This is a genomic window from Pseudescherichia sp., from assembly GCF_031979925.1.
Lineage (GTDB): Bacteria > Pseudomonadota > Gammaproteobacteria > Enterobacterales > Enterobacteriaceae > Pseudescherichia.
Map to the genome: position 1 here is coordinate 1 of NZ_DALZFB010000013.1, position 24,468 is coordinate 24,468.

General features: G+C 58.7%; 24 protein-coding genes. 4 read left to right on the forward strand and 20 right to left on the reverse strand.

All coding sequences use genetic code 11. The annotated features are described in order from the left end of the window. Positions 1 to 277 precede the first annotated feature (277 nt). The 4 genes from hemG to pepQ are packed head-to-tail and all read right to left on the reverse strand — an operon-like array spanning position 278 to position 4,279. Positions 278 to 829: a menaquinone-dependent protoporphyrinogen IX dehydrogenase gene (hemG, locus tag RTM13_RS17715; RefSeq protein ID WP_312213768.1), complete on the reverse strand. Its 552-nt coding sequence runs from the start codon at positions 827 to 829 to the stop codon at positions 278 to 280. 11 nt (positions 830 to 840) lie between these two features. After that, positions 841 to 2,292, reverse strand: a complete 1,452-nt coding sequence (gene trkH / locus RTM13_RS17720; protein WP_312213770.1) for a Trk system potassium transporter TrkH — start codon at positions 2,290 to 2,292, stop codon at positions 841 to 843. 41 nt (positions 2,293 to 2,333) lie between these two features. Next, complete coding sequence (locus RTM13_RS17725) at positions 2,334 to 2,948, reverse strand: IMPACT family protein (protein WP_312213772.1); 615 nt, start codon at positions 2,946 to 2,948, stop codon at positions 2,334 to 2,336. Next, a complete protein-coding gene (pepQ, locus tag RTM13_RS17730; protein ID WP_312213897.1) occupies positions 2,948 to 4,279 on the reverse strand; it encodes a Xaa-Pro dipeptidase in 1,332 nt (443 codons plus the stop codon). The genes RTM13_RS17725 and pepQ overlap by 1 nt, the downstream gene beginning before the upstream one ends. Positions 4,280 to 4,466: 187 nt before the next feature. Here pepQ and fadB point away from each other — a divergent pair, with 187 nt between their 5' ends. Both fadB and fadA read left to right on the forward strand, forming a co-directional pair. Then, on the forward strand, positions 4,467 to 6,656 hold the full coding sequence (gene fadB / locus RTM13_RS17735) for a fatty acid oxidation complex subunit alpha FadB (RefSeq protein WP_312213774.1): 2,190 nt from the start codon (positions 4,467 to 4,469) through the stop codon (positions 6,654 to 6,656). Positions 6,657 to 6,665: 9 nt separating this feature from the next. Then, the gene (fadA, locus tag RTM13_RS17740) at positions 6,666 to 7,829 is read left to right on the forward strand and encodes an acetyl-CoA C-acyltransferase FadA (RefSeq protein ID WP_312213776.1); all 1,164 of its coding nucleotides are present in this window, start codon (positions 6,666 to 6,668) and stop codon (positions 7,827 to 7,829) included. 54 nt (positions 7,830 to 7,883) lie between these two features. On the opposite strand, the gene fre is transcribed toward fadA, so the two are convergent. Next, a complete protein-coding gene (gene fre / locus RTM13_RS17745; protein WP_312213778.1) occupies positions 7,884 to 8,585 on the reverse strand; it encodes an NAD(P)H-flavin reductase in 702 nt (233 codons plus the stop codon). Positions 8,586 to 8,640: 55 nt separating this feature from the next. Further along, complete coding sequence (gene ubiD, locus RTM13_RS17750; RefSeq protein ID WP_312213780.1) at positions 8,641 to 10,137, reverse strand: 4-hydroxy-3-polyprenylbenzoate decarboxylase; 1,497 nt, start codon at positions 10,135 to 10,137, stop codon at positions 8,641 to 8,643. 170 nt (positions 10,138 to 10,307) lie between these two features. On the opposite strand from ubiD, the gene rfaH reads away from it, so the two are divergent. Then, on the forward strand, positions 10,308 to 10,796 hold the full coding sequence (rfaH, locus tag RTM13_RS17755; RefSeq protein ID WP_312213782.1) for a transcription/translation regulatory transformer protein RfaH: 489 nt from the start codon (positions 10,308 to 10,310) through the stop codon (positions 10,794 to 10,796). On the opposite strand, the gene tatD is transcribed toward rfaH, so the two are convergent. The 9 genes from tatD to udp all read right to left on the reverse strand — a co-directional run bounded on the left by tatD (position 10,793) and on the right by udp (position 18,604). Then, entirely contained in the window at positions 10,793 to 11,575 is a 783-nt protein-coding gene (gene tatD, locus RTM13_RS17760; RefSeq protein ID WP_312213784.1) for a 3'-5' ssDNA/RNA exonuclease TatD, read from the reverse strand. The genes rfaH and tatD overlap by 4 nt on opposite strands. A 54-nt stretch (positions 11,576 to 11,629) precedes the next feature. Further along, positions 11,630 to 12,409 (reverse strand): Sec-independent protein translocase subunit TatC, encoded by a 780-nt coding sequence (gene tatC / locus RTM13_RS17765; RefSeq protein ID WP_312213785.1) that lies wholly within the window; start codon positions 12,407 to 12,409, stop codon positions 11,630 to 11,632. A 2-nt stretch (positions 12,410 to 12,411) separates the two neighbouring features. Next, on the reverse strand, positions 12,412 to 12,918 hold the full coding sequence (gene tatB, locus RTM13_RS17770; RefSeq protein ID WP_312213787.1) for a Sec-independent protein translocase protein TatB: 507 nt from the start codon (positions 12,916 to 12,918) through the stop codon (positions 12,412 to 12,414). Between the two features lie 3 nt (positions 12,919 to 12,921). Further along, positions 12,922 to 13,176, reverse strand: a complete 255-nt coding sequence (gene tatA, locus RTM13_RS17775) for a Sec-independent protein translocase subunit TatA (RefSeq protein WP_312213789.1) — start codon at positions 13,174 to 13,176, stop codon at positions 12,922 to 12,924. A gap of 71 nt (positions 13,177 to 13,247) precedes the next feature. After that, positions 13,248 to 14,894 carry a ubiquinone biosynthesis regulatory protein kinase UbiB gene (gene ubiB / locus RTM13_RS17780; RefSeq protein ID WP_312213790.1) on the reverse strand — a complete coding sequence of 549 codons (1,647 nt, stop codon included), beginning with the start codon at positions 14,892 to 14,894 and terminating at the stop codon, positions 13,248 to 13,250. After that, on the reverse strand, positions 14,891 to 15,496 hold the full coding sequence (gene ubiJ, locus RTM13_RS17785) for a ubiquinone biosynthesis protein UbiJ (RefSeq protein WP_312213792.1): 606 nt from the start codon (positions 15,494 to 15,496) through the stop codon (positions 14,891 to 14,893). The genes ubiB and ubiJ overlap by 4 nt, the downstream gene beginning before the upstream one ends. A 13-nt stretch (positions 15,497 to 15,509) precedes the next feature. After that, a complete protein-coding gene (ubiE, locus tag RTM13_RS17790; RefSeq protein WP_042395932.1) occupies positions 15,510 to 16,265 on the reverse strand; it encodes a bifunctional demethylmenaquinone methyltransferase/2-methoxy-6-polyprenyl-1,4-benzoquinol methylase UbiE in 756 nt (251 codons plus the stop codon). Between the two features lie 66 nt (positions 16,266 to 16,331). After that, positions 16,332 to 17,708 carry a DNA recombination protein RmuC gene (gene rmuC, locus RTM13_RS17795; protein ID WP_409456061.1) on the reverse strand — a complete coding sequence of 459 codons (1,377 nt, stop codon included), beginning with the start codon at positions 17,706 to 17,708 and terminating at the stop codon, positions 16,332 to 16,334. A gap of 134 nt (positions 17,709 to 17,842) precedes the next feature. Beyond that, positions 17,843 to 18,604, reverse strand: coding sequence for a uridine phosphorylase (gene udp / locus RTM13_RS17800; protein WP_042395937.1), 762 nt, complete (start codon positions 18,602 to 18,604; stop codon positions 17,843 to 17,845). 253 nt (positions 18,605 to 18,857) lie between these two features. On the opposite strand from udp, the gene RTM13_RS17805 reads away from it, so the two are divergent. Then, positions 18,858 to 19,670 carry a dienelactone hydrolase family protein gene (locus RTM13_RS17805; protein ID WP_312213794.1) on the forward strand — a complete coding sequence of 271 codons (813 nt, stop codon included), beginning with the start codon at positions 18,858 to 18,860 and terminating at the stop codon, positions 19,668 to 19,670. Positions 19,671 to 19,688: 18 nt separating this feature from the next. Here RTM13_RS17805 and RTM13_RS17810 read toward each other — a convergent pair whose 3' ends face one another. The 5 genes from RTM13_RS17810 to RTM13_RS17830 are packed head-to-tail and all read right to left on the reverse strand — an operon-like array spanning position 19,689 to position 24,467. Continuing rightward, positions 19,689 to 20,144 (reverse strand): hypothetical protein, encoded by a 456-nt coding sequence (locus RTM13_RS17810; RefSeq protein WP_312213796.1) that lies wholly within the window; start codon positions 20,142 to 20,144, stop codon positions 19,689 to 19,691. Further along, positions 20,134 to 20,691 carry a histidine phosphatase family protein gene (locus RTM13_RS17815; RefSeq protein ID WP_312213798.1) on the reverse strand — a complete coding sequence of 186 codons (558 nt, stop codon included), beginning with the start codon at positions 20,689 to 20,691 and terminating at the stop codon, positions 20,134 to 20,136. Before RTM13_RS17815 ends, RTM13_RS17810 begins: the two co-directional genes overlap by 11 nt. Beyond that, positions 20,675 to 21,745 (reverse strand): MBL fold metallo-hydrolase, encoded by a 1,071-nt coding sequence (locus RTM13_RS17820; RefSeq protein WP_312213800.1) that lies wholly within the window; start codon positions 21,743 to 21,745, stop codon positions 20,675 to 20,677. Before RTM13_RS17820 ends, RTM13_RS17815 begins: the two co-directional genes overlap by 17 nt. Continuing rightward, positions 21,742 to 22,767 (reverse strand): ABC transporter ATP-binding protein, encoded by a 1,026-nt coding sequence (locus RTM13_RS17825; protein ID WP_312213802.1) that lies wholly within the window; start codon positions 22,765 to 22,767, stop codon positions 21,742 to 21,744. The genes RTM13_RS17820 and RTM13_RS17825 overlap by 4 nt, the downstream gene beginning before the upstream one ends. Then, positions 22,755 to 24,467, reverse strand: a complete 1,713-nt coding sequence (locus RTM13_RS17830) for an iron ABC transporter permease (protein ID WP_312213803.1) — start codon at positions 24,465 to 24,467, stop codon at positions 22,755 to 22,757. The genes RTM13_RS17825 and RTM13_RS17830 overlap by 13 nt, the downstream gene beginning before the upstream one ends. Between the last annotated feature and the right edge of the window lies 1 nt (position 24,468).

A 24,468-nucleotide genomic window follows, 5' to 3' on the forward strand; every position in this document is an offset into this window, starting at 1 on the left:
TGTCTTCGAGTGCCCACACAGATTGTCTGATAAATTGTTAAAGAGCAGTGCAACGTGGCTTTCAGCTCACCGTTGCGAGGTGGCGTATATTACGCTTTCCTCATTCAGAGTCAAGCGTTTATTTTCGCTTTTCTCTGCCGAAGTGCCCGGAGGCGCCTCGCTGACCGGCCGGCTTATTCGCCGTTGTTCCGTGTCAGTGGTGGCGCATTATAGGGAGTTATTCGGGGCTGACAAGACTTAAATGCAAAAAACTTTTCAAGCGCTCAATTTACAGACTTTATGCCTGTTTTGCCACCGATTTGCTGGTTAATTGTGCAATTTCGCGTGCAAATTCGCTTACGCGTGACCAGTCGGTATAGACCACCTCTTTGCGCGTATCTGTCTCTCCCCCGGTCATCTTCATAATCAGGCGGATCATGATGCGGTCGTACCAGGAATAACGTGGATAGCGCAAGGCACCGGCAAACACCGCACAGCGATCCGGCTGCCAGGGCGAGTTCAATAAAAATTTACGCGTATAGCTATTGGTTTGCGGCGAGCTCTTCTCTGGTTTACGTGCCACAAGATTGACGGCGTAAAAGGCACTGGGCAGCGCATTAAGGTGCTGCAGATGCTTTTTCACAAACCGATCCACGGCCGGATGAAAGTGCCCGTAACGGATCGACGCCCCGATAACCACCCGATCGTAATCCTGCCAGGTAATAGATTCCGTACGGTTAAGGTTCACCACATCGGCATAGACGCCCAGCTCGCTCAGCTCCGAGGCGATACTGGCGGCAATCTCACGGGTTTGTCCGTCACGGGTGGAAAATAGAATCAACGTTTTCATAGCGTGCTCCCTTATTCGCGCCAGAACGTTGGGGTAAAGAGCACCAGCAACGTAAAGACTTCAAGACGACCGAAAAGCATATTGGCGATCAGGATCCACTTCGCCACCGGATTCATGCTGGCAAAGTTATCCGCTACCACCCCAAGCCCCGGTCCGAGGTTGTTTAACGTCGCCACTACTGAGGCAAAGGCGGAGAAGTCATCCACGCCCGTGGCGATAATTGCCAGCATACTCACAATAAAGACCAGCGCATAGGCGGAGAAGAAACCCCACACCGCCTCAAGTATACGCTCCGGCAGCGCGCGGTTCCCCAGCTTGATGCTGTACACCGCGTTAGGATGCACCAGCCGTTTTAGCTCGCGGTTGCCCTGCTTAAATAGCAGCAGGATACGAATGACCTTCAGTCCCCCGCCGGTCGACCCCGCCATGCCGCCGATAAACGCTGAGCAGAGCAGGAGTACCGGCAGGAATAGCGGCCAGCGTGCAATGCTATCGGTAGTAAAGCCAGCGGTCGTTGCCATCGACACCACCTGGAAAAACGCCTGGTTTAGCGTAGTGACCGCTGAGTTGTAGACATCGTGGAACCAGAGTACCAGGGTGCAGATCGCCACCAGCGTCAGCTGCACGCCGATGAACATCCTGAACTCGGGATCGCGCCAGTAGACCTTCAGGTTACGCCCGCTCAGCAGGGAGAAGTGCAGGCCATAGTTACAGCCGGAGATCAGCAGGAAGATAGCAATAATGGTGTTAATCGTTGGGCTATCGAAGTAGCCCACGCTGGCATCATGCGTCGAGAACCCACCAATAGCGATGGTAGCAAAGCTGTGTCCAATAGCGTCAAACGCGGGCATACCCGCAAACCAGAGCGCCAGCGCGCAGGCCACCGTCAGCAGCACATAGATAATCCACAGCGTCTTTGCCGTCTCGGCAATACGCGGACGCATCTTATTATCCTTCAGCGGGCCGGGCATCTCCGCCCGGTAAAGCTGCATCCCCCCGACGCCAAGGATGGGAAGAATAGCCACCGCCAACACGATGATCCCCATCCCGCCGAACCATTGCAGCATCTGGCGATAGAAAAGAATGCCGTGCGGCAAGGTATCCAGTCCCACCAGCGTGGTCGCCCCTGTGGTCGTCAGGCCAGAAAAGGATTCAAAGAAGGCGTCGGTCACCGTCAGGTTGGGACGCTCAGAAAAGATAAACGGCAAGGCCCCCACGCTGCCCAGCACCGTCCAGAACAGTACGACGATCAGGAAGCCTTCCCGCGACTTCAGTTCGCTCTTCTCCCGGCGGTTAGGCCACCACAGCAGGGAACCGATTGCCAGTGCCACAAAGAAGGTCTGGGTGAATGCACGCCCCGCGCCGTCCCGATAAATCAGCGCAACCAGTCCAGGCAGGATCATCGTTCCGGAAAACAGTATGACCAGTAGTCCAACGATTCGGGTAATGGCGCGAAAATGCATCTCTGCCGCTTCCTTAGGTATCCAGATAAATGAGGTGGGGATTATTCTTTAATGGCTGATAATTGCAATGAACCGCGGCTAAAATCTGCCAGCTTAGCGGCAAACTCGCTCAGCCTGGCGCGGGGAAGTGCCACCCGTAACTGCACGGCAGCTTGATAGTCACTGTTGACGATCCGGCCCTCAAACTGCCCAAGCAGCGCTTCTACGCCAGCCAACTGCGCATAATCACAACACAAAGTATATTCGGTCAGCGGTAATTTGCGGGAGGTGGTGAGCTGATTCAGCGCGCGCTGCACGCCACCGCCATAGGCTTTGACCAGACCACCGGTACCTAACAGGATGCCGCCATAGTAGCGCACTACCACGGCGGTGATCTCACCGACGCCGCTGCCCATCAGCTGGGCCAGCATCGGCTTGCCCGCTGTGCCAGCCGGTTCACCATCGTCAGAGAAGCCCAGCTGCTGCGAGTCGTCCGGCGGCCCGGCTACCCACGCGACGCAGTGATGCCGCGCCTCGGGATGTTCCGCCCGCACGGCGCTGACAAAGGCTTTCGCCGCCTCTACGCCGTCGGTGTGGGCCAACAGCGTAATGAAGCGGCTCTTTTTGATCTCCTCGACGAAGGTCACCGGCGCGGCCGGTATCAGCCAGCTCTCCATCAGGCCAGCTTCAGATCCCGGGTCATGTTCTCCACGCCGTGCTCATGGATCACCACGTTATCTTCGATGCGGATCCCACCGAACGGCTTCAGCGTCTCAATTTTCTGCCAGTTGAAGTGCTTGCTAAACTCCCCTTCCCGCCATGAGGCCAGCAGCGAGTCGATGAAGTAGATACCCGGCTCAATGGTCAGCACCATGCGCGGCTGTATCAGGCGGGTGCAGCGCAGGTAGGGGTACTTCGCCGGGGCGGCCAGATGCGTACCGGTATCATCCTGCATAAAGCCAGCGACGTCATGTACCTGCAGGCCCAGCGGGTGACCGATACCGTGCGGCATAAACGGCCCGGTGAGATTGTTCTCGACCATTGCCTCTTCGCTGATGTCGGTAACAATCTGATGGCGGCGGAGCAGCTTCGCAATACGCTGATGGAACTGCAGGTGGTAATCGATATAGCTCACCCCCGCTTTCATGGTGCCGATCAGCGCCAGCTGCTCCTCGTTGACGTCTTTGATCAGCTGTGCAAAATCGTTATCGCCGTTAGCGGACCAGGTACGGGTCAGGTCGGCGGCGTAGCCGTTATACTCAGCGCCGGCATCCAGCAGGAAGCTGCGCATTTCAGCTGGCGCACGATGATCCAGCCTGGTGTAGTGCAGCACGGAGGCGTGCTCGTTGAGCGCCACAATGTTGCTGTAGGGCACGTCGGTATCGCGGTGGCCGGTGGCGGTCAGGTAGGCAATATTGATATCGAACTCGCTCATACCGGAGAGAAACGCCTCGTGTGCCGCACGGTGTCCCATCACCGCCGTCTTCTGCGCTTCCCGCATACAGGCCAGCTCGTAGTCGGTCTTATAGGCACGGTAGTAGTGCAGATAGTCAATCACCCCTTTCGGGTTGATATTCTCGGCGTTGATCTCCAGCTGCAATGCGCGCTCTGCTACCGGGCCGATGTAGGCGATGTTACCTCGCGCCGCAGGCAGCTGGCTGGCGATACCCTCGGCTTTGGGTAGGGCAATAATCTCGACCTCTTCGGTCCAGAACGATGTCGGCAGCGGCTCGACGTTGTGCCAGTAATCCACCGGCAGGTAGAACCAGAGTTTTGGTTTGTTAACTCCGTCCACCAGCAACCAGCAGTTGGGAACCTGCGTGACGGGCACCCAGGCTTTAAACTGCGGGTTGACCTTAAAGGGGTACGGATGGTCATCAAGGAAGATGTTGAACAGCTCGCCGGAGTGAATCAGCAGTGCATCGAGCTTAAAGCGGGCCAGCACGTCCCGGGCACGTTCCTGTAGGGTAACGATATGATCTTTATAAAGCGAAGCCAGTGAGTCCATGATTTTCCCTTCTTGTTTAGACATCAATTCTCCGCATCTTAGCATACCCGCTCACCCCTGCGTGTTTTCCGTTTAGCGTGATCCTCCCAGCAAGTTTTTAAACACTCATTTGCATTTTATTAACATAATAACCACACTCCGTCTCATCTGGTAAGACCAGTAACCCTGTTGGATTCAGGAGACTGACATGCTCTACAAAGGCGATACCCTGTACCTCGACTGGCTGGAAAATGGCATTGCTGAACTGGTGTTCGCGGCCCCCGGCTCGGTCAACAAGCTCGATACGGCGACGGTGGCCAGTCTCGGCCAGGCGCTGGACGTGCTGGAAAAAAGCCCCGATCTCACCGGGCTGCTGCTGCGCTCCGACAAAGCCGCCTTTATTGTCGGTGCGGACATCACCGAATTCCTTTCTCTGTTCCAGGTTCCCGAGGAGCAGCTTAGCCAGTGGCTGCATTTCGCTAACAGCGTCTTTAACCGCCTGGAAGATCTGCCTGTACCAACCATTTCCGCCGTTAACGGCTATGCGCTGGGCGGTGGCTGCGAGTGCGTGCTGGCCACCGACTATCGCCTGGCGACGCCGGACCTGCGCATTGGCCTGCCGGAAACCAAGCTGGGGATTATGCCAGGCTTTGGCGGCTCGGTACGCCTGCCGCGTCTACTGGGCGCTGACAGCGCGCTGGAGATCATTGCCGCTGGCAAAGATGTGGGTGCCGATCAGGCGCTAAAAATCGGCCTGGTCGATGGCATCGTGACGGCGGAAAAGTTGCGCGACGGTGCGCTGGCCGTTCTGCGTCAGGCCATCAGCGGCGATCTGGACTGGCGCGCCAAACGTCAGCCGAAGCTGGAGCCGCTGAAGCTCAGCAAGATTGAAGCCGCCATGAGCTTTACTATCGCCAAAGGCATGGTGATGCAGACCGCAGGCAAGCACTACCCCGCCCCGCTGACGGCGGTAAAAACCATTGAGGCGGCGGCCAGGTTTGGCCGTGACGAGGCGTTGGTGCTTGAGAACCAGAGCTTTGTCCCACTAACTCACACCAACGAGGCCCGTGCGCTGGTAGGGATCTTCCTCAACGATCAATATGTCAAAGGCCAGGCCAAAAAGCTGACCCAGAACGTCGACACGCCGAAGCAGGCTGCCGTGCTGGGCGCAGGTATTATGGGCGGCGGCATCGCGTACCAGTCCGCATGGAAAGGCGTGCCGGTGTTAATGAAAGATATCAATGACAAATCCCTGACGCTGGGCATCAGCGAGGCCAGCAAGCTGCTTAACAAGCAGCTTGAGCGCGGCAAGATCGATGGTTTAAAGCTGGCGGGCGTGATTGCCACTATCCATCCAACCCTCGACTACACCGGCTTTGATCGCGTCGACGTGGTGGTGGAAGCGGTCGTCGAGAATCCTAAGGTGAAAAAAGCGGTGCTGGCAGAGACCGAACAGAAGGTGCGCCCGGATACGGTACTGGCCTCAAACACCTCCACCATTCCTATCAGCGAGCTGGCCAGCGTTCTGCAACGCCCGGAGAACTTCTGCGGCATGCACTTCTTCAACCCGGTACACCGTATGCCGCTGGTAGAGGTGATCCGCGGAGAGAAAACCTCGGAAGAGACGCTCGCCAAAGTGGTCGCCTGGGCGAGCAAAATGGGCAAAACGCCTATCGTCGTTAACGACTGCCCTGGCTTCTTCGTCAACCGCGTCCTGTTCCCCTACTTTGCCGCCTTCAGCCAGCTGCTGCGTGACGGCGCAGACTTCCGCCGTGTCGATAAGGTGATGGAGAAGCAGTTTGGTTGGCCGATGGGTCCGGCCTATCTGCTGGACGTGGTGGGCATCGATACGGCGCATCACGCCCAGGCGGTGATGGCCGCTGGCTTCCCGGAGCGCATGCAGAAGGATTACCGCGATGCCATTGACGTGCTGTTTGACGCGGGGCGCTTCGGGCAGAAAAACGGCCTGGGCTTCTGGCGTTATAAAGAGGACAGCAAAGGCAAGCCGAAGAAAGAGGAGGATGCCGCCGTTGACGGCCTGCTGGCAGAGGTTAGCCAGCCGACGCGCGACTTCTCTGACGGGGAGATTATTGCCCGCATGATGATCCCGATGGTCAACGAAGTGGTGCGCTGTCTGGAGGAGGGCATTATCGCCAGCCCGGCGGAAGCCGATATGGCCCTGGTGTACGGCCTCGGCTTCCCACCGTTCCACGGCGGCGCGTTCCGCTGGCTCGATACCCAGGGCAGCGCCAGCTATCTCGATCGTGCGCAGCAGTTTGCCGCCCTTGGCCCGCTCTACGCCGTGCCAGACGGCCTGCGCGAGAAAGCGCGCCACAACGAACCCTATTATCCTCCCGTTGCGCCAGCCCGCCCGGCAGGCGTTCTGAAATCGGCTTAAGGAGTCACAATGGAACAGGTAGTCATTGTCGATGCAATTCGTACCCCGATGGGCCGTTCTAAGGGCGGCGCGTTTCGTAACGTTCGCGCGGAAGATCTCTCCGCACACCTGATGCGTAGCCTGCTGGCGCGCAACCCGGCGCTGGACGCTGCGGCGCTGGACGATATCTACTGGGGCTGCGTGCAGCAGACCCTGGAGCAGGGCTTTAACATTGCCCGTAACGCCGCTTTGCTGGCGGAGATCCCCCACTCTGTTCCGGCGGTGACCGTTAACCGCCTGTGCGGCTCGTCAATGCAGGCCTTGCACGATGCGGCTCGCATGATCATGACCGGCGATGCACAGGCGTGCCTGGTGGGCGGCGTAGAGCACATGGGCCATGTGCCGATGAGCCACGGCGTTGATTTTCATCCTGGCCTCAGCCGTAACGTGGCTAAAGCGGCGGGCATGATGGGCTTAACCGCTGAGATGCTGGCACGCATGCACGGCATCAGCCGTGAGATGCAGGACCAGTTTGCCGCCCGCTCCCACGCCCGCGCATGGGCCGCGACCCAGTCCGGGGCATTCAAAAATGAGCTTGTCCCTACCGGCGGTCACGACGCTGACGGCGTGCCGAAAATGTTTAACTACGACGAGGTGATCCGCCCGGAAACCAGCGTTGAAGGTCTTGCCGCCCTGCGGCCCGCGTTCGATCCGGCTAACGGCACGGTGACGGCAGGCACCTCCTCCGCCCTCTCCGACGGCGCGGCGGCGATGCTGGTGATGAGCGAAAGCAGCGCCCGCGAGCTGGGCCTGACGCCACGGGCGCGTGTGCGTTCAATGGCGGTCGTGGGCTGCGATCCCTCTATCATGGGCTACGGTCCGGTTCCGGCCTCGCAGCTGGCGTTGAAAAAAGCCGGTCTGACGGTGAGCGACATCGATCTGTTTGAGATGAACGAAGCCTTTGCCGCGCAGATCCTGCCGTGCATCAAGAATTTGGGTCTGATGGAGCAGATTGACGAGAAGATCAACCTCAACGGCGGCGCGATCGCTCTGGGACATCCGCTTGGCTGCTCCGGCGCGCGGATCAGCACCACGCTACTGAACCTGATGGAGCGTAAAGACGTCCAGTTTGGCCTGGCGACAATGTGTATTGGTCTGGGTCAGGGGATTGCGACGGTATTTGAGCGGGTTTAAAGCTGTTATGCAGGCCCGGCGGGAGAGACACCGTCGGGCCAGTTACGCTGGAGCTTAGATAAAGGCGAAAGCGTCGCCGAAGAGGCGATCTTCCCGCGCGCCGCGTTCGTTGCAGAAGAGATCCCGGGCAATTTTTGCCATTTCGAAACGTCCGGCAATGTAGATATCATGCTCGGCCAGCGTGCCGAAATCCTGAAGCACCGCCGTCAATACCGTACCGCTGCGGCCCTGCCACGCCTCTTCCGGCTGTTCAACCACCGGCACCACCTTCAGATTGGGGTGGTTGACCGCTAAGGCTTGCAGCTCAGAGAGATCGTACAGGTGCTTCTCTTCACGCCCGCCCCAGTAAATAGTGATATCACGATCTGGGTTACGCGCCAGCGCGGTGAGCAGAATGGAGCGCACGTAGGAGAAGCCCGTCCCGCCAGCAATCAGGATCAGCGGACGCTCTTCGTCATCGCGCAGCCAGGCATCGCCGTGCGGAATATCGATCACGATTTCGCGCTCTTTCAGGATCCGGTCCATGACCGCCATGGCATAGAGGTTCAGCTCAGAAGCACCGATGTGCAGCTCGATGAACGCCTGTTCATCCGGCGTGGACGCCATAGAGAACGGACGCTTATCGCGCTCGTCCATCACCACCATCAAATATTGCCCGGCGCGAAATGAAAACGCCGCGTCTGATACAAGACGAACACGGTATACGGTATCGGTGATAGCTTCTACCGAGGTCACTTTACAGCTTAAGGTTGTCATGCGCTCCCTCTGTCGGGTCGTTTTATTACGAATCAAAAGGCAAAACGGCGGCGCATTAGCTGCCTTTACCGTCACTCATTATGGCCAGCTCATCCCAGATAGCGTCGATTCGCGCGGTAACGGCAGGATCCTTTTTAATCGGACGCCCCCATTCACGCTGGGTTTCACCGGGCCATTTGTTGGTAGCATCCAGCCCCATTTTCGAGCCAAGACCGGAAACCGGCGAGGCAAAATCCAGGTAGTCTATCGGCGTATTCTCTACCAGCACCGTATCCCTTGCCGGATCCATACGGGTAGTGATCGCCCAGATAACGTCGTTCCAGTCGCGCGCGTTAACGTCATCATCACAAACAATAACAAACTTGGTGTACATAAACTGCCGCAGAAATGACCAGACGCCCATCATTACCCGCTTGGCATGACCAGCATACTGCTTTTTAATGGTCACTACCGCAAGGCGGTATGAGCACCCTTCCGGGGGAAGATAAAAATCGACGATCTCCGGAAACTGCTTTTGCAGGATTGGCACAAAGACTTCGTTCAGCGCCACGCCGAGCACGGCCGGCTCATCCGGCGGGCGGCCCGTGTAGGTTGAGTGGTAGATAGCATCTTCACGCTGGGTAATATGCGTGACCGTAAAGACCGGGAAGCTATCAATCTCATTATAGTAGCCCGTGTGGTCGCCATACGGGCCTTCCGGGGCCATCTCGCCCGGCTCAATGTAGCCCTCAAGCACAATCTCCGCGCTGGCGGGCACTTCCAGATCGTTCGAGATGCACTTAACCACCTCGGTTTTGGTGCCGCGTAGCAGACCGGCAAAGGCATACTCGGAAAGCGTATCCGGCACTGGCGTTACCGCGCCTAAAATCGTGGCGGGATCCGCGCCCAGCGCCACGGCAACCGGGAAGCGTTCACCGGGATGCGCCGCGCACCACTCCTGGTAATCCAGCGCGCCGCCACGATGTGACAGCCAGCGCATGATCAGTTTGTTCTTGCCGATAAGCTGCTGACGATAGATGCCGAGGTTCTGCCGCTCTTTATGCGGACCGCGGGTGACGGTGAGTCCCCAGGTGATCAGCGGGGCGGCGTCTTCCGGCCAGCACTGCATGATAGGGATGGTGGTGAGATCCACCGCCTCGCCCTGTACCACCTTTTGCTGGCACGGCGCGGTGCGCAGGCGTTTGGATGGCATGTTGAGCACCTGTTTGAACTGCGGTAGCTTATCAAAGAGATCGCGGAAGCCTTTTGGCGGCTCCGGCTCTTTCAGAAAGGCCAGCAGCTTACCCACTTCACGCAGGGCTGATACATCCTCCTGCCCCATTCCCAGGGCCACGCGCTTCGGCGTACCAAAGAGATTACAGAGCACCGGCATGGAGTAGCCCGTTGGGTTTTCAAATAACAGAGCGGGGCCACCGGCGCGCAGGGTGCGGTCGGCAATTTCTGTTATTTCCAGATGAGGATCAACAGGCAGCGTAATGCGTTTGAGTTCGCCCTGCTGTTCCAGCAGCGCCATAAAATCACGTAGGTCGTGGTATTTCATGCAGTTAATCATGGCCTCGGAGTCAGCCTTCCATTATACGGTGAACATCAGCGTGATGCTGTAATTTTGTTAAATTAGGGTAAATCGTTACGTCCTGGCGTGGCGAGGACCTCTATAATCAACTTAGCCATCATTATCGGGTTTTGATATGCTTGCGCACGAACAGCTAAAACAGAGTGATTATGCAAGCCTGGTATTTACTTTACTGCAAGCGGGGCCAGCTCGAACGCGCCCAGCAACATCTTGAACGCCAGGCGGTAAACTGCCTGACGCCTATGATCACGCTTGAAAAAATAGTACGCGGCAAACGCACCGCGGTCAGCGAACCGCTGTTTCCTAACTATCTGTTTATCGAATTTGATCCGGAAGTTATCCACACTACCACAATTAACGCCACTCGCGGCGTCAGCCACTTTGTTCGCTTTGGTGCCAGCCCGGCAACCGTGCCTGAACCGGTTATTGCCCAGCTGGCAAACTATCAGCCCGAAGGGGTGACCGATCCCCAGACGCCCTACCCCGGCGATAGCGTGGTGATCACCGAAGGGGCGTTTGAAGGGTTAAAAGCGATTTTTACCGAGCCGGACGGTGAGGCGCGCTCAATGCTGCTGCTGAACCTGCTCAATCAGCAGGTGGTGCAGAGCGTCAGAAATACCGACTTCCGCAAGGCTTAAAAAGTAATGTTAAACAGCCGCCTGACGTTTTGATCCGTCACTTCTGAAAGCCACTCGACCTCCTCCCCGCGCAGCTGCGCCACGCGTTGCAGGATATGCCCTAGCAAGGCGGGTTCATTACGCCGTGAGGCTGGCTTAGGCTTGATATCGCGAGGCAGCAGATAAGGCGCATCGGTTTCAATCAGCAGGCGATCGGCCGGGATCAGCGGGACGATTTCACAGAGTTCCTGCCCGCGCCGCTCATCGCAAACCCAGCCGGTAATTCCCAGATAGAGCCCACGGGCCAGGCAGTCATGTGCCTCCCGCGCCGAGCCGGTAAAGCAGTGCAGCACTGCGCCGGGGAGTTTATCCAGCCACGGATCGAGCAGGGCTAAAAAGCGTTCATGGGCGTCGCGGCAGTGCAAAAACACCGGTAGCGATAGCTCAGCGGCAATAGCCAGCTGGGCGCTGAACGCCGCCTCCTGCGCCTGCGGGGTAGAGAAGTTACGGTTAAAATCCAGCCCACACTCACCTATGGCTACCACCTGCGGTTGGTTGGCGAGCTGGTGAATGGCGTCTGCCGTCTCCGGCTGCCACTGGCTGCTATCATGCGGGTGGACGCCTGCCGTCGACCAGCAGCTGGCGTACTGTGCCGCGAGCGCCTGCGCCTGCTGGCTCTCATGCAGATTGGTCCCGGTCAGCAGCATGCCGTTAACGCCTGCGGCGGCAGCACGCGCGACAACCTGCTCGCGATCGCCAGCAAACTGTGAGCTGGTAAGGTTTACGCCAATATCAAACATCGTTTCCCCGTACGCTATCTACATAAAACAACCGCCCTGACGGGCGGCTGGTAATTACTCTTTGTGACGTTCGGCTTCATCTTCGGTTTCGTCGTCCTCGTCCTGGCGGAAGCGGCGTTTGCCGATATAGAAGCGCGAGAAGAAGACGCCTACCTCAAACAGGCAGTACATCGGGATCGCCAGCAGCGTCTGGGAGAAGACGTCCGGCGGCGTCAGCAGCATACCGACAACAAATGCCCCTACCAGTACGTAGGGCCGCTTACGGCGCAGATCGTCCGGTGTTGTTACGCCCATCCAGCAGAGCAGGACAATCGCTACCGGGACTTCAAACGACACGCCAAAGGCCATAAACAGCGCCATGACGAAGTCGAGGTAGCTGGCGATATCCGTTGATACCTGCACGCCCACCGGCGCGGTATGGGTTAAAAAGCCAAACGCCAGCGGGAAGACCACAAAGTAGGCGAAGGCCATGCCGATATAGAATAGCAATGAGCTGGAGACCAGCAGCGGCATAACCAGACGTCGCTCGTGCTTATAGAGCGCAGGGGCAACAAAGGCCCAGACCTGGTAAAGAATAACGGGCGCGGAGAGGATCAGCGACACCATGAAGGTCAGCTTCACTGGGGTAAAGAAGGGCGACGCCACGTCGGTGGCAATCATCGTTGCGCCCTGAGGCATCTGCTTGATCAGCGGGGCAGAGACCAGCTGGTAGATATCGTTAGCGAAATAGACCAGCACCACGAAAATGGCGAACACCGCAATGATGCAGTTCATCAGGCGTTTTCGTAGCTCGATTAGGTGCGTAATCAGCGGTTGGGTATCTTGTACAGCCATGTTTACGGTTTATCACTTGTCGATGAAGGTGAAGGTGCGGCAGAGGCAGCAGGCTGCGTAGGTTTACCATCAGCGGGCGCTTCCGGTGCCTGCGTAGGGGCACTGGCCTGATGCTCCGCAGCGGCAGGCGTTACCCCCTGGTGCTGCTCCTCGTTCCCTTTCACAATCGGATTATGAATAGTGTGCGCCACGTCGCTCGCGCGCTCAGGATCGTTCGCACTGTAGGAGCGTTTCATTGACTCCGCCGCATGGCGCAGCTCGTCCATGGACTCTTTCAGCTCTGGCGTCAGGTGATCCATACTCGCTTTTTCGACCTTCTTCAGACTGTCCTGAAGCTCCTGGATCTTCAGCTCCTGCGCCAGCTCATTCTGTACGGTGCTTGCCAGCGAGCGCAGCGCACGCACCCACCCGGCCACCGTTTTGACCGCTACCGGCAGACGCTGCGGCCCCAGCACAATGAGGCCGATAACGAATACCAGTACCAGCTCGCCAAAACCAATATCGAACACGAATTACACCTGCTCTTTATCGCGACGCTTTTCTTCGTCTTTTTTCACATCATCTTGCTTTTCAGCAAGGGTTTTAGTGGAGAAATCAGCGTCCTCCGTCGGTTTCTTCTCATGCTTATCGTCATCGCCCATGGCTTTTTTAAAGCCTTTGATCGACGCACCCAGATCGGAACCGATAGAGCCTAGCTTTTTTGTTCCAAACAGCAGCACAACGATGACGGCAATAATCACTAACTGCCAAATACTGATACCACCCATACATAATCCTCAAGCAGAGATGCTGAAATTAACGGGCCGCATACCGGGTACCCGGCCCATAAAGCGTGCGGCTATAGCACGCGGGTTTTTCGCCAGCCAATGAGCCAGGCGACCAGTCCGCCAGCAATCAGCCATGCGGACGCCGTTTGCCACTCCGGACGATTGATCAAAAAGAGCGTCCCACTCAGGATCAACGTTGCCCCAATGCCGAACAGATAGCGGGACTGCCCCTGGCGTACGTGGTTAACACGTATCTCACGGGTGATCAGATCCACGTTATGCTGCAGCTGCTTATGCTGGCGCAGGTTGTTATAGATCAGCTCGGGAAGCTCGGGCATTTTTTCAATCCACAGCGGCCCTTTCTCTTTCAGGGAACGGACCAACGCCGGGAAGCCTACCTGATCTTTGATCCACGTTTCGAGGAAAGGTTTCGCCGTTTTCCACAAATCGAGCTGCGGATAGAGCTGACGCCCTACGCCCTCTATATAAAGCAGCGTTTTTTGCAGCAGCACCAGCTGCGGCTGCACTTCCATATTGAACCGCCGCGCCGTATTAAACAGGTTCAGCAGCACGTGACCAAAGGAGATCTCCGCCAGCGGCTTCTCGAAAATCGGTTCACAGACGGTGCGGATGGCGAACTCAAACTCCTCAACGTTGGTATCCGGCGGTACCCAGCCGGAATCAACGTGCAGCTCGGCAACCCGACGGTAGTCACGGTTGAAGAACGCAATAAAGTTCTCTGCCAGGTAGCGCTTATCTTCTTTATTCAGCGAGCCGACAATACCGCAGTCGATACCAATATACTGCGGATCCTCGGGGTGCTCATAGCTGACAAAAATATTGCCAGGGTGCATATCCCCATGGAAAAAGCTGTCACGGAACACCTGAGTAAAGAACACCTGCACGCCACGCTCGGCCAAAAGCTTCAAATCGGTATTGTTCCTCTCCAGCGCCGCAACGTCGTTCACTGGAATACCATAGATGCGTTCCATGACAAGCATATTTTGGCTGCAGTAGTCGGAGTAAACTTCCGGCACGTAGAGCATCTTGCTGTTGTCAAAGTTACGCCGCAGCTGGATCGCGTTGGCCGCTTCGCGCAGCAGATCCAGCTCGTCGATCAGCGTCTTTTCATACTCCTTCACGACCTCAAGCGGACGCAGACGACGCCCGTCCGGCAGCAGGCGTGGAACCCAGCGCGCAAGACGATAGATAAGACGCATATCGGCTTTGATCACCGGCAAAATATCCGGCCGGATCACCTTGATAACCACCTCTTTGCCGGTCTCTTTCAGGCGGGCAGTGTGAACCTGAGCGATAGAGGCTGAAGCCAGCGGCGTGATATCAAAATCATCAAACCATGTCTCAACGGGAATATCCCCCATCGCCTTTTCGATCTGGCGCTTAGCCAGCACGCCGTCAAAGGGAGCTACGCGATCCTGCAGCATTGCCAGCTGATCGGCAATGACAGGCGGAAAGAGATCGCGGCGGGTAGAGAGCATCTGCCCGAACTTGATCCATACCGGCCCAAGCTCCTGCAGCGCCAGCCGCAGACGATGACCTAACTCTTTATCTTTGTGACGGTTTGGCATCCAGAACAGCGTGCGACGCCAGAGCCGAATCGGCAGGGTAAGACGCATTCGTGGGATGAGCTCATCAAGCCCGTAACTCAAAAAAGTTTGGATGATGAAATACAGGCGGCGAATTTCACCTGGCGTCATTTGCCCTCCAGTTTTTCCAGCCGTTTAGTTAACGCATCAACCGATCGCGCGACGGCGGCGGCCTCTTCGGCAAACCAGGCGACTTCCAGTCCGCCGGGTGCCAGACGCCACTCCTCCGTTAAGGCTTCGGCCACGTACTGCTGCTGACGCTGCAGGCCATGTCGGAAGCGCTTTGCACCACCGCGCAGAACTTTAGCGATGCCTTCGGCGGCGATATCGCCGGTGTAAGGGGCAAGTAGCTCAGCAAAATCGAACTCTGCGAGATCGAAAAGCGCGCTAAGGTTTTGAACAACCTGAATATCGCCCTGCACTTCCAGCTCGCCGCTGCGTATAAGCGTAGTCAGCTGCTGGCGATCGCGCAGCTTCGGTAACAGGCGTGCCTGGGTAATAACGGTGCAGTCCGCCTCGCCCTCCCAGGCGCTCAGCACGTCGACCTGGCGCTCGCTAAAGGCCAGAATCAGCGGCGTAGAGAACTCGTTGAGAACAATACGCAGTACCTTACCCTGCAGGCGCTGGCGGGCGGGTTTTAATGCCCTTTCGCGATATAAAAATGTATTGAGAACACCTTCGATTCCAGCGCTCACTAAAGGCGTAAAGGGCATTCACTCACTCCTGTCAGAACTTATATCCACGGTGCAGCGCGACGATACCCGCCGTCAGATTGAAATATTCGGCATTTTCAAAACCGGCATCCTGCATCATCGCCTTCAGCGTCTCCTGATCGGGATGCATACGGATGGACTCCGCCAGGTAGCGGTAGCTTTCGCCATCCTTCGCCACCAGCTCGCCGATGCGCGGCAGAACGTGGAAGGAGTAGGCGTCATAGGCCTTGCTCAGCGGCTCGATAATCGGTTTAGAGAACTCAAGAACTAAGAGGCGGCCGCCCGGCTTGAGCACGCGGAACATGGAGCGCAGCGCTTTCTCTTTATCGGTGACGTTTCGCAGGCCGAAGGCGATGGTGATGCAGTCAAAGGTATTGTCCGGGAACGGCAGCGCTTCGGCGTTGGCCTGCACGTATTCAACGTTACCCACTACGCCAAGGTTGCGCAGCTTTTCACGCCCGACTTTTAGCATTGAGTCGTTAATATCGGCCAGCACCACCTGTCCGGTTTCACCCACCAGACGGGAAAATTTCGCCGTCAAATCGCCGGTACCGCCAGCAAGGTCGAGAACCTTCTGCCCACGGCGCACGCCACTGCAGTCAATCGTGAAACGTTTCCACAAACGATGGATACCCATCGACATCAGATCGTTCATTACGTCATATTTTGCGGCCACGGAGTGAAATACGTGAGCCACCATGTCCGCCTTTTGCGTTTTGGCGACAGTCTGATAACCAAAATGCGTCGTTTCCTGTGAATCTTCCGCCATCTCAGTGCCTGCTAATCAAGAAATTGTTCGTGAAGTGTAACAGATTGGGCGCAATTGCCCTACGTTTCAACCCTCCTGTCCGGCGCGCAGGCGGAACTCCTCATCCTGCGCCACGGCCTGGTCGGCTAAATCCGGATTGATCTCGCGCTTGATCTCAACCCCCAACCCGCGAAACGCCTCGGCCTGGGCGAGCAGATTCCCCCGCCCGGAGGTAAGTTTTTTCATCGCCTGGCGGTAGTTATCCTGCGCTTTCTCCAGGCTCTGCCCCACCGATGACATATCGTCAACAAACAGTCGCATCTTGTCGTAAAGGCGGCTGGCGCGCTCAGCAATCTGCTGGGCGTTGCGGCTCTGATGCTCGTAGCGCCAGAGGTTAGCGATGGTGCGCAGGGCCACCAGCAGCGTGGTCGGGCTAACCAGCATAATGTTGTGTTTTAACGCCTCGGTGATCAGCTCCGGCTGCCGATCGAGAGCCACTAAAAATGCTGGCTCGACGGGAATAAACATCAGCACGTAGTCAAGGGATCGCAGTCCCGGCAGCTGCTGGTAGTCTTTCCGGCCCAGCAGGCGAATATGGCTGCGCACCGAGGCAATGTGCTCCTGCAACGCACTTTCGCGGGTGTACTCATCGTCGGCGTTGAAGTAGCGTTCATAGGCCACCAGCGTCATCTTGGCATCAATCACCACGTCTTTGCCCTGCGGCAGCCGGACGATAACGTCGGGCTGCATTCTGGCGCGGGCTTCGGTTTCAATGCTGACCTGGGTTTCATACTCATAGCCTGCACGCAGGCCGGACGCCTCCAGCACGCGAGCCAGCACCACCTCACCCCAGTTACCCTGCGCCTTATTGTCACCCTTCAGGGCGCGGGTCAGGTTGATCGCTTCCTGCGCCATCTGGGCATTAAGCTGCTGTAGGTTACGGATCTCGTGGGCGAGGGTGTGGCGCTCCTGCGCCTCTTTGCCAAAGCTGTCCTGCACCTGGCGGCGAAAACCGTCCAGCTGCTCCCGCAGGGGGGAGAGAAGCCCGTGGAGGCTCTGCCGGTTCTGCTCTTCGACCCGGCGGTTGCTCTGCTCAAAGATGCGGTTAGCGAGATTTTCAAACTGCTCGCTCAGGCGCTGCTCGCTGTTGATCATCTGGCGGATTTTATCTTCCGCATGCAGCTGGGTGGATTCCAGACGGGTGGTGACCTCGCGCAGATCGGCCTCCAGCGAGGTGTTGATCTCCCGCAGGCTGCGCAGTTCATTATTCAGCAGCTCGCACTCGTCGCGCCAGTGTTGGTTTTGCACCAGCCGCTGCCGCGCCGCGCTCAGTTCGATATCCAGCTCGCGCCGCTCTTCGGCAAAATCGGCCCGCAGGCGATCGGCATGGGATTTTGTCGCCAGCCAGCCTATCAGCAAGCCGGCTATCGCCGCTGCCACGCTGAGTAAAATTGAGATATCCACCCTGCCTCCTGCATAAACCACTTACCGATGCAAAATAAGAGTGTGCTGGATAGGTGTCCAGTTGGGAAGGATTTTCCTGCGAGGTACTACGCAAAACGGGCAGGCCGAGGGGATCGGCCTGCCGGAGATGAGCGTTAAGCCAGACGGCGCGCCGCTTCCACCACAATTTTAATCGCGTGGCTTTCGGTTTGCTTCATGGTCTCTGCGTTCGGGATCTCTTGCTGAGTACGGTTGACGATCACGCCCGCGACCATGCCCGCGCGCAGGCCCTGGCTGGAGCACATAGTCAGCAGCGTGGCGGACTCCATCTCATAGTTCATCACGCCCATTGACTGCCACTCTTCCATAGAGCCTTTATAGCGGCTGACGACGCGGCCGGAGAAGGTGTCGTAACGCTCCTGACCTGGGTAGAAGGTGTCAGACGAGGCGGTCACGCCGATGTGGGTAGTCGCGCCCACCTCTTTAGCCGCCTCTACCAGCGCGGTGGTACAGGTGAAATCAGCTACCGCCGGGTACTCCATCGGCGCAAAGTGCAGGCTAGCCCCGTCGAGACGCACGGAAGCCGTGGTCACCAGCACGTCACCCACGTTGATGTGCGGCTGAATAGCACCGGTGGTGCCCACGCGCAGGAAAGTCCGGATGCCCAGCTGCGCCAGCTCTTCAACGGCGATAGAGGTTGACGGGCCGCCGATCCCGGTGGAGCAGACAATGATTGCTTTGCCATCCACTTCGGCACGCCATGAGGTAAATTCGCGATGCGATGCCAGCTTAACCGGCTTATCCATCAGCGCGGCGATCTTTTCCACTCGCTCCGGATCGCCAGGGACGATAGCCAGCGTTGCCCCCTGCAGATCGTTTTTGGTAAGACCGAGGTGAAAAACATCAGACTTGGACATAGGTGACTCCTTTGTGGGTCGATTCATCAGCAGAAGTAAAACGGTACTCTACAGAAGGCCATTGCTTTTTTTCGTGACACCAGTCACTCTGAAGAAAACTGTTTACATCAATTTTTCATCAAAAGGTGATTTATATCACACTGTAACGCTCTCCTTCCCCCATTCGTCGTAAAGATAGTCTCTTCTGCACAGGATGATTTTGCCGTACTGGCTATAGTTAGCTGATGCGCTAAATAAGGGTACGGAGATTGCCATGACAACAGAAAAACAGCCCGGCTTTGCACCTGCAGCTTCACCTCACGCTTCCACCGCAGTTCACACCTCTGAAGAGTCGATTTTGACCGGTGAAACGTCAATTCCCACCCAGGGAGATAACATGCCTGCCTGGCACGCCCGGCCACAGAAGGCCGACGGCCCGCTGCCGGTGGTGATTGTCGTGCAGGAAATTTTTGGCGTGCACGAGCATATCCGTGATATCTGCCGTCGGCTGGCGCAGGAGGGCTATCTGGCCATCGCGCCTGAACTCTACTTCCGCCAGGGCGACCCCAACGACTACAGCGATGTTCCCACGCTGTTTAAGGAGTTGGTTTCAAAGGTGCCCGATGCCCAGGTGCTGGCCGATCTTGATCACGTTGCCAACTGGGCGGCACGCAACGGCGGCGATGCACACCGGCTACTGCTTACCGGCTTTTGCTGGGGCGGGCGTATCGCCTGGCTCTACGCCGCGCATAATCCGCAGCTGAAAGCAGCGGTGGCGTGGTATGGCAAGCTGGTGGGCGATAAAACCCTGAACTCGCCGAAGCATCCGGTGGATATCGCTACCGACCTCAATGCGTCGGTTCTCGGCCTCTATGGTGCTCAGGACGGCAGCATTCCCCTTGATACCGTGGAGACCATGCGCCATGCTCTGCGGGCCGCCAACGCCGAGGCGGAGATCGTGGTCTACCCCGATGCCGGGCATGCCTTTAACGCCGACTATCGCCCAAGCTATCACGAGGAGTCAGCCAAAGATGGCTGGCAGCGCATGCTGGCATGGTTTGCCCAGTATGGCGAAAAACGAGGCTAACGTCCCATGCCGGGCGGCTTAAAAATCGCCCGGCGCACACTGCAGACAGGTCAATCCCTCCGCACGCCAGAAATCTACCACCGCCTGACGATCGTCGATCACCAGCCAGGGGGCGTAGCCGTCCGCTTTTATCTGTTCCAGCAGCGTTTTTTTCACTACCTCATCCGGGAGCGTATCCTCTCCCTCCGGTCGAAGATAGAGCGCATCAAAAGGGATACAGTGCCGCTCCAGCCACTCCTGGGTGTGGCGCTGAAAGCTGGCGGGCCGCCCGCTGCAGATCACAATCTTCTGCTGCTGGGCGCTGAGCAGCCCCACCAGACGGCTGATGGCCACGCTCGGCAGCGCCTCCGCCATATGAGCAAAAAAGGGCTGCCACTGCTTTTCCGGGCCTAATACCCACTCGCGTACCGCCTCGGCATCAAACTCGGCGAGGGTACCGTCAATATCTACAATCACACACTGTTCAGTCAGCATTCATCTTCTCCAGCGGAATAATTTTCCAGTCGTCAGGGGTAGCGCCGGGCAGGATCCAGAGCGGGGCAACGTTGCCGACCCGCTCACCACGGGGAGAGCCAGTCGCCAGCATGCGGATCACGCGGAATACCCCGGAGTGAGCCACCACCAATGGCGTGTCGTACTCCGCCAGCAGGGCGTTCAGGGCATCGGTCACGCGCCTACAGAAAGGCAGCCAGGCTTCACCGTTCGGCGGCGTCTCCTCGTAGGGTGTCTGCTCGCTAAGGGGACGGCACTCAAGATCGCCCCAGTCCCGCTCGCGCAGGTCGGCAACCAGGGTCAATGATGCGCCGGGCAGCGCCAGCTCTGCGGTACGCCGGGCGCGCTGCTGCGGACTGACGGCGACGATGCTCCATGAGCGGTTTAACAGCAGCGGCGAGGCATCGCGGGCCTGCTGCTCGCCCGTTGCCGTGAGCGGTACTTCGGTGCGCCCACCAATCAGGCGATCGCGGTTGAGCGGCGTCTCACCGTGGCGAACAAAGACAAAAGGCTTAGGCAGTAGCGTCATGTTTTATCCTGAAACGGGGCTGGGTGAGAATGTCGCAGCCCAGCGTCTGCTGCCAGAGCACGGCGTCATCAACAGGGGTAAACAGCGGCACCAGCTGGCGACAGTCCAGCATCGCTACCAGCTTTTGTAAGCAGCGACGCGTGGGATGAACGTTCCAGCGGCAGAAATCGACCTCGCCTCGTTGATGCTGCTCGCGGGCGCGGTGATTCATATGACCGGTAAACAGGGTGCGGTGATGGAAATCAGCGCGCCGCCGCAGTTCGCCCGCTATGCCATGCTGCCCATCCGGGTCGGCGGCCAGAATGATCGGCGCGTCAGCGGTAAACGATGGCAGGTTACTTACCCGCTGCCGCAGCTCACGCTCTACGCCGGGGATCAGGCTGCCGTCGTTATGCTCCGCCATCAGGGTCAGCATCTCGCGGCAGGCGTCATCCATCACCACGTCATTCATGCCTCGCCGCGCCAGCAGCAGAGCTATCTCCACCGCCCGTCCGGAGGGCGGAACCGGACAGAGCACAGGTCGCTGCACGTGCAGCCACAGAGCCTCAAGCTGCTGATGCTGGGGCATATCGTACAGGCCATACGAGGCGTCCATCAGCGCGACCGCCGCAGGCGGGGGCGGGTCGAAATGAAACAGCGCTGACTCCAGGCTAACGTCGCCGCTGTAGAACAGCCCCCCCGGCACATCGAGGTGGAACCAGATCCCACCCCAGGCATGGCCGCTGCTGCCGGTGGTAACCGTCAATTCGCCGAGGGAGAATTGGCCGCGCACAGGTATCGGGTGAACATTCGATCCCGTCGGCAGCGCGCGGGCCGTTACGGCGCTACAGTAGATCGGCACCGAGGCGGGCAACCGTGCCAGTCCGGCAATATGATCGATATGATCGTGGCTGAGCAGCACGGCATCCAGCCGATCCGGCATTGGCCAGTCATCGGCTCCCGGCTCCAGCGAGCCCCCGGCGTCCAGCAGAATGCGCTGCGTGGGGGTGGTCACCAGAATGGCGGCGGGCGTTTTGTCATGTAGCCCGCTAATAATCTCAATCTGCGCCGTCACGCCGCCTCCAGCCGCCAGCCCTGATGCAGGCGCACGGCGGTCAGCTGCTGCTCGTGCAGCGGCAGGTGATGGAAGGCTGTGAGCCGCTGCCCATCGGCCAGGCGCAGCGCCAGCAGGTAGCGCTCCCCCTGATAGATGCAGTTTTCAACGGTAGCGGCAAGGCCGCCCTCACCTATTTCAACATGCTCGGGACGCACCAGCACCGGGTGGCGCACGCCACCGCTCACGCTCAGCCCATGATGAAGCTGTATGCCATCCAGATAGCGATCCGGCGTCGCGCTCGCCAGGTTCAGCACGCTGCCCTTACCAATAAAGCCCGCAACCCATGCGCTGCGCGGCTGCTGATAGAGTTCCTGCGGCGTTCCCCACTGCATCAGCTCGCCCCGATGCATCACGGCGATATGGCTGGCAAGCGCCATCGCCTCCGCCTGATCGTGGGTGACGTAGACAAAGGTTGCCCCGGTGCGGCGATGAAATTCGCGGAAGGTCTGCTCCATGGTGGCCCGCAGATGACGGTCGAGATTCGCCAGCGGCTCGTCAAGCAGCACCACCTGCGGCTCGGAGACCAGGCAGCGCGCCAGCGCCACGCGCTGCCGCTGGCCACCGCTCAGCTCCTGTGGCGAACGGTCGGCATACGCCCCTAGCTCCACCACCTCAAGGGCAGCCATCACCTGTTTATGCCGTGCCGCGCCGTTCACTTTTTTCAGCTTCAGCGGATAGCCAACGTTCTCCGCTACCGTCATATGCGGCCAGAGGGCATAGGATTGAAACACCATCCCCATGTTGCGCGCCTCCGGCGGCAAATGAGTGGTGGCATCGGCCAGCAGCCGGTTGCCCAGCATCAGACGGCCCTCGGAGAGCCGCTCCAGCCCGGCCAGAATACGCAGCGTGGTAGTTTTCCCGCAGCCGCTTGGCCCGAGCAGCGCCGTAAATGCGCCTTCGGGAATGGTCAGGTTCAGGTCGCGCACCACGGTCTGGTCGCCGAACGTTTTACTCAGGCTCTCCAGCTTCAGTTCTGCCACGGGATCACTCCTTTGGGTAGATAGCGGCCAAGGCCGCTCAGCATCAGCATCACCAGCGCTACCAGCGCGACGACCATCACCGAGATGGCAGAGGCCAGCACCTTATCGCCGCTCTCATCAAGGTTAAAAATCACTACGCCAAGGGTCTCCTTGCCCGCACTCCACAGCAGCGCCGAGACGGTCAGCTCGTTTACCGCCGTCAGAAATACCAGCAGTGCGCCAGCGAAGGCCGCCGGGGCCAGCAGCGGCAGCACGATATGCCGCAGCCGCTGGGAGAAGTTGGCTCCCGCCAGGCTGGCCGCCTCCTCCATCGCCGGATCGAGTTGCAGCATGCTGTTGTGCAGCGGCTTCAGGCAGACGGTGAGAAAGCGCGCCAGGTAGGCGAAGAAGATGATCAGCAGCGTACCGCTCAGGCTGATGCCGATAATGGGCAGCGGACGGGCGAACAGCAGGATGCAGGCGATGGCCAGCACCACTCCCGGCAAGGTATAGGGAATGTCGATCGCGCTGTGCAGCCAGCGCAGCGGACGTGCTGGAAAACGCACCAGCAGCCACGCCAGCGGCAGGCTCAGCAGCATCAGTACCAGCGCGGCAGAGACCGAGAGCAGCAGGCTGTTGCTCAGCGCGCGCCAGGTGGCACTGCCGCTCTCCGGCATCGCGTGGTAAGCGTTAAAGGTCAGGGTCCTGGCCGTCAGCGGTACGCCGAGAGTCGGCACCAGTGAGGTAGCAACCAGCGCCAGCAGCGGGGCCAGCAGAATAGCGGCCAGCACCGCGCCCAGCAGCAGCTCGGTGGCAAGACGCCACCTGCCAAGCTGGAAATCGAGCGCCCGCCCGGCCATACCGATCAGCGGCAGCGCGTGGCGACGCTGGAGATAGCCCTGCAGGGAGACGATGCCGATTGCCAGCACGCCCATTAGCACCGACAGTGCCGCCACGTCGCTGAGCATCGACGGCCCGAAGCTCGACAACGACTGGTAGATCTGAATTGGCAGCACGAAGTAGGAGATGGGGATGCCGAGCATTGCCGGAATACCAAAGTTGCCCAGCGCAGAGACGAAGGCTATCGCCGCCCCGGCCCACAGCGCGGTACGGCACAGCGGCAGCACGATGTCGATAAACACCCGCCACAGCGAAGCGCCATTGAGCCGTGCGGCCTCGATCTGCTCTTTCGGCAGGCACTGAAGCTGGGTGCGCAGGGCCAGGAAGACCAGCGGCGCGTGCTGGATCCCCAGTAGCAGAGCGATCCCCTCGGGGGAGTAGAGCGGATTGGCACTGCCAAACGACGGCGCAATGCCGAGGCTGTTAAGCAGAATGCTGCTCGGCCCGAAGAGCTGGAGCCAGCTCAGGGCTGTCACCTGGGGTGGGATCATCATCGGCAGCATGAACAGGAATACCCAGACCTGCTTGAGACGGATGTTAGTCAGCGCGAGACAGAAGGCAAACAGCCCACCCAGCAGCAGTGAGAGCAGGGTACCGAGGCCGCTGGTATAGAGGCTATTGTAGAGCGCGGTCCAGGTGGTTGGGTTGCTGAGCACCCGCCACAGGCTGCTGCTGCTCCCCTGCTGCCAGTCCAGCAGTGCCGAGACCAGCAGCCGCAGGCTCGGCAGCAGGCTTAGCAGCGCCACCAGGCCAAGCAGCAGCCAGAGCAGCCCCTTCGGCGGACCGCTGCTGGCGGGTTGACGGAGGGTCATAGTGGTCATC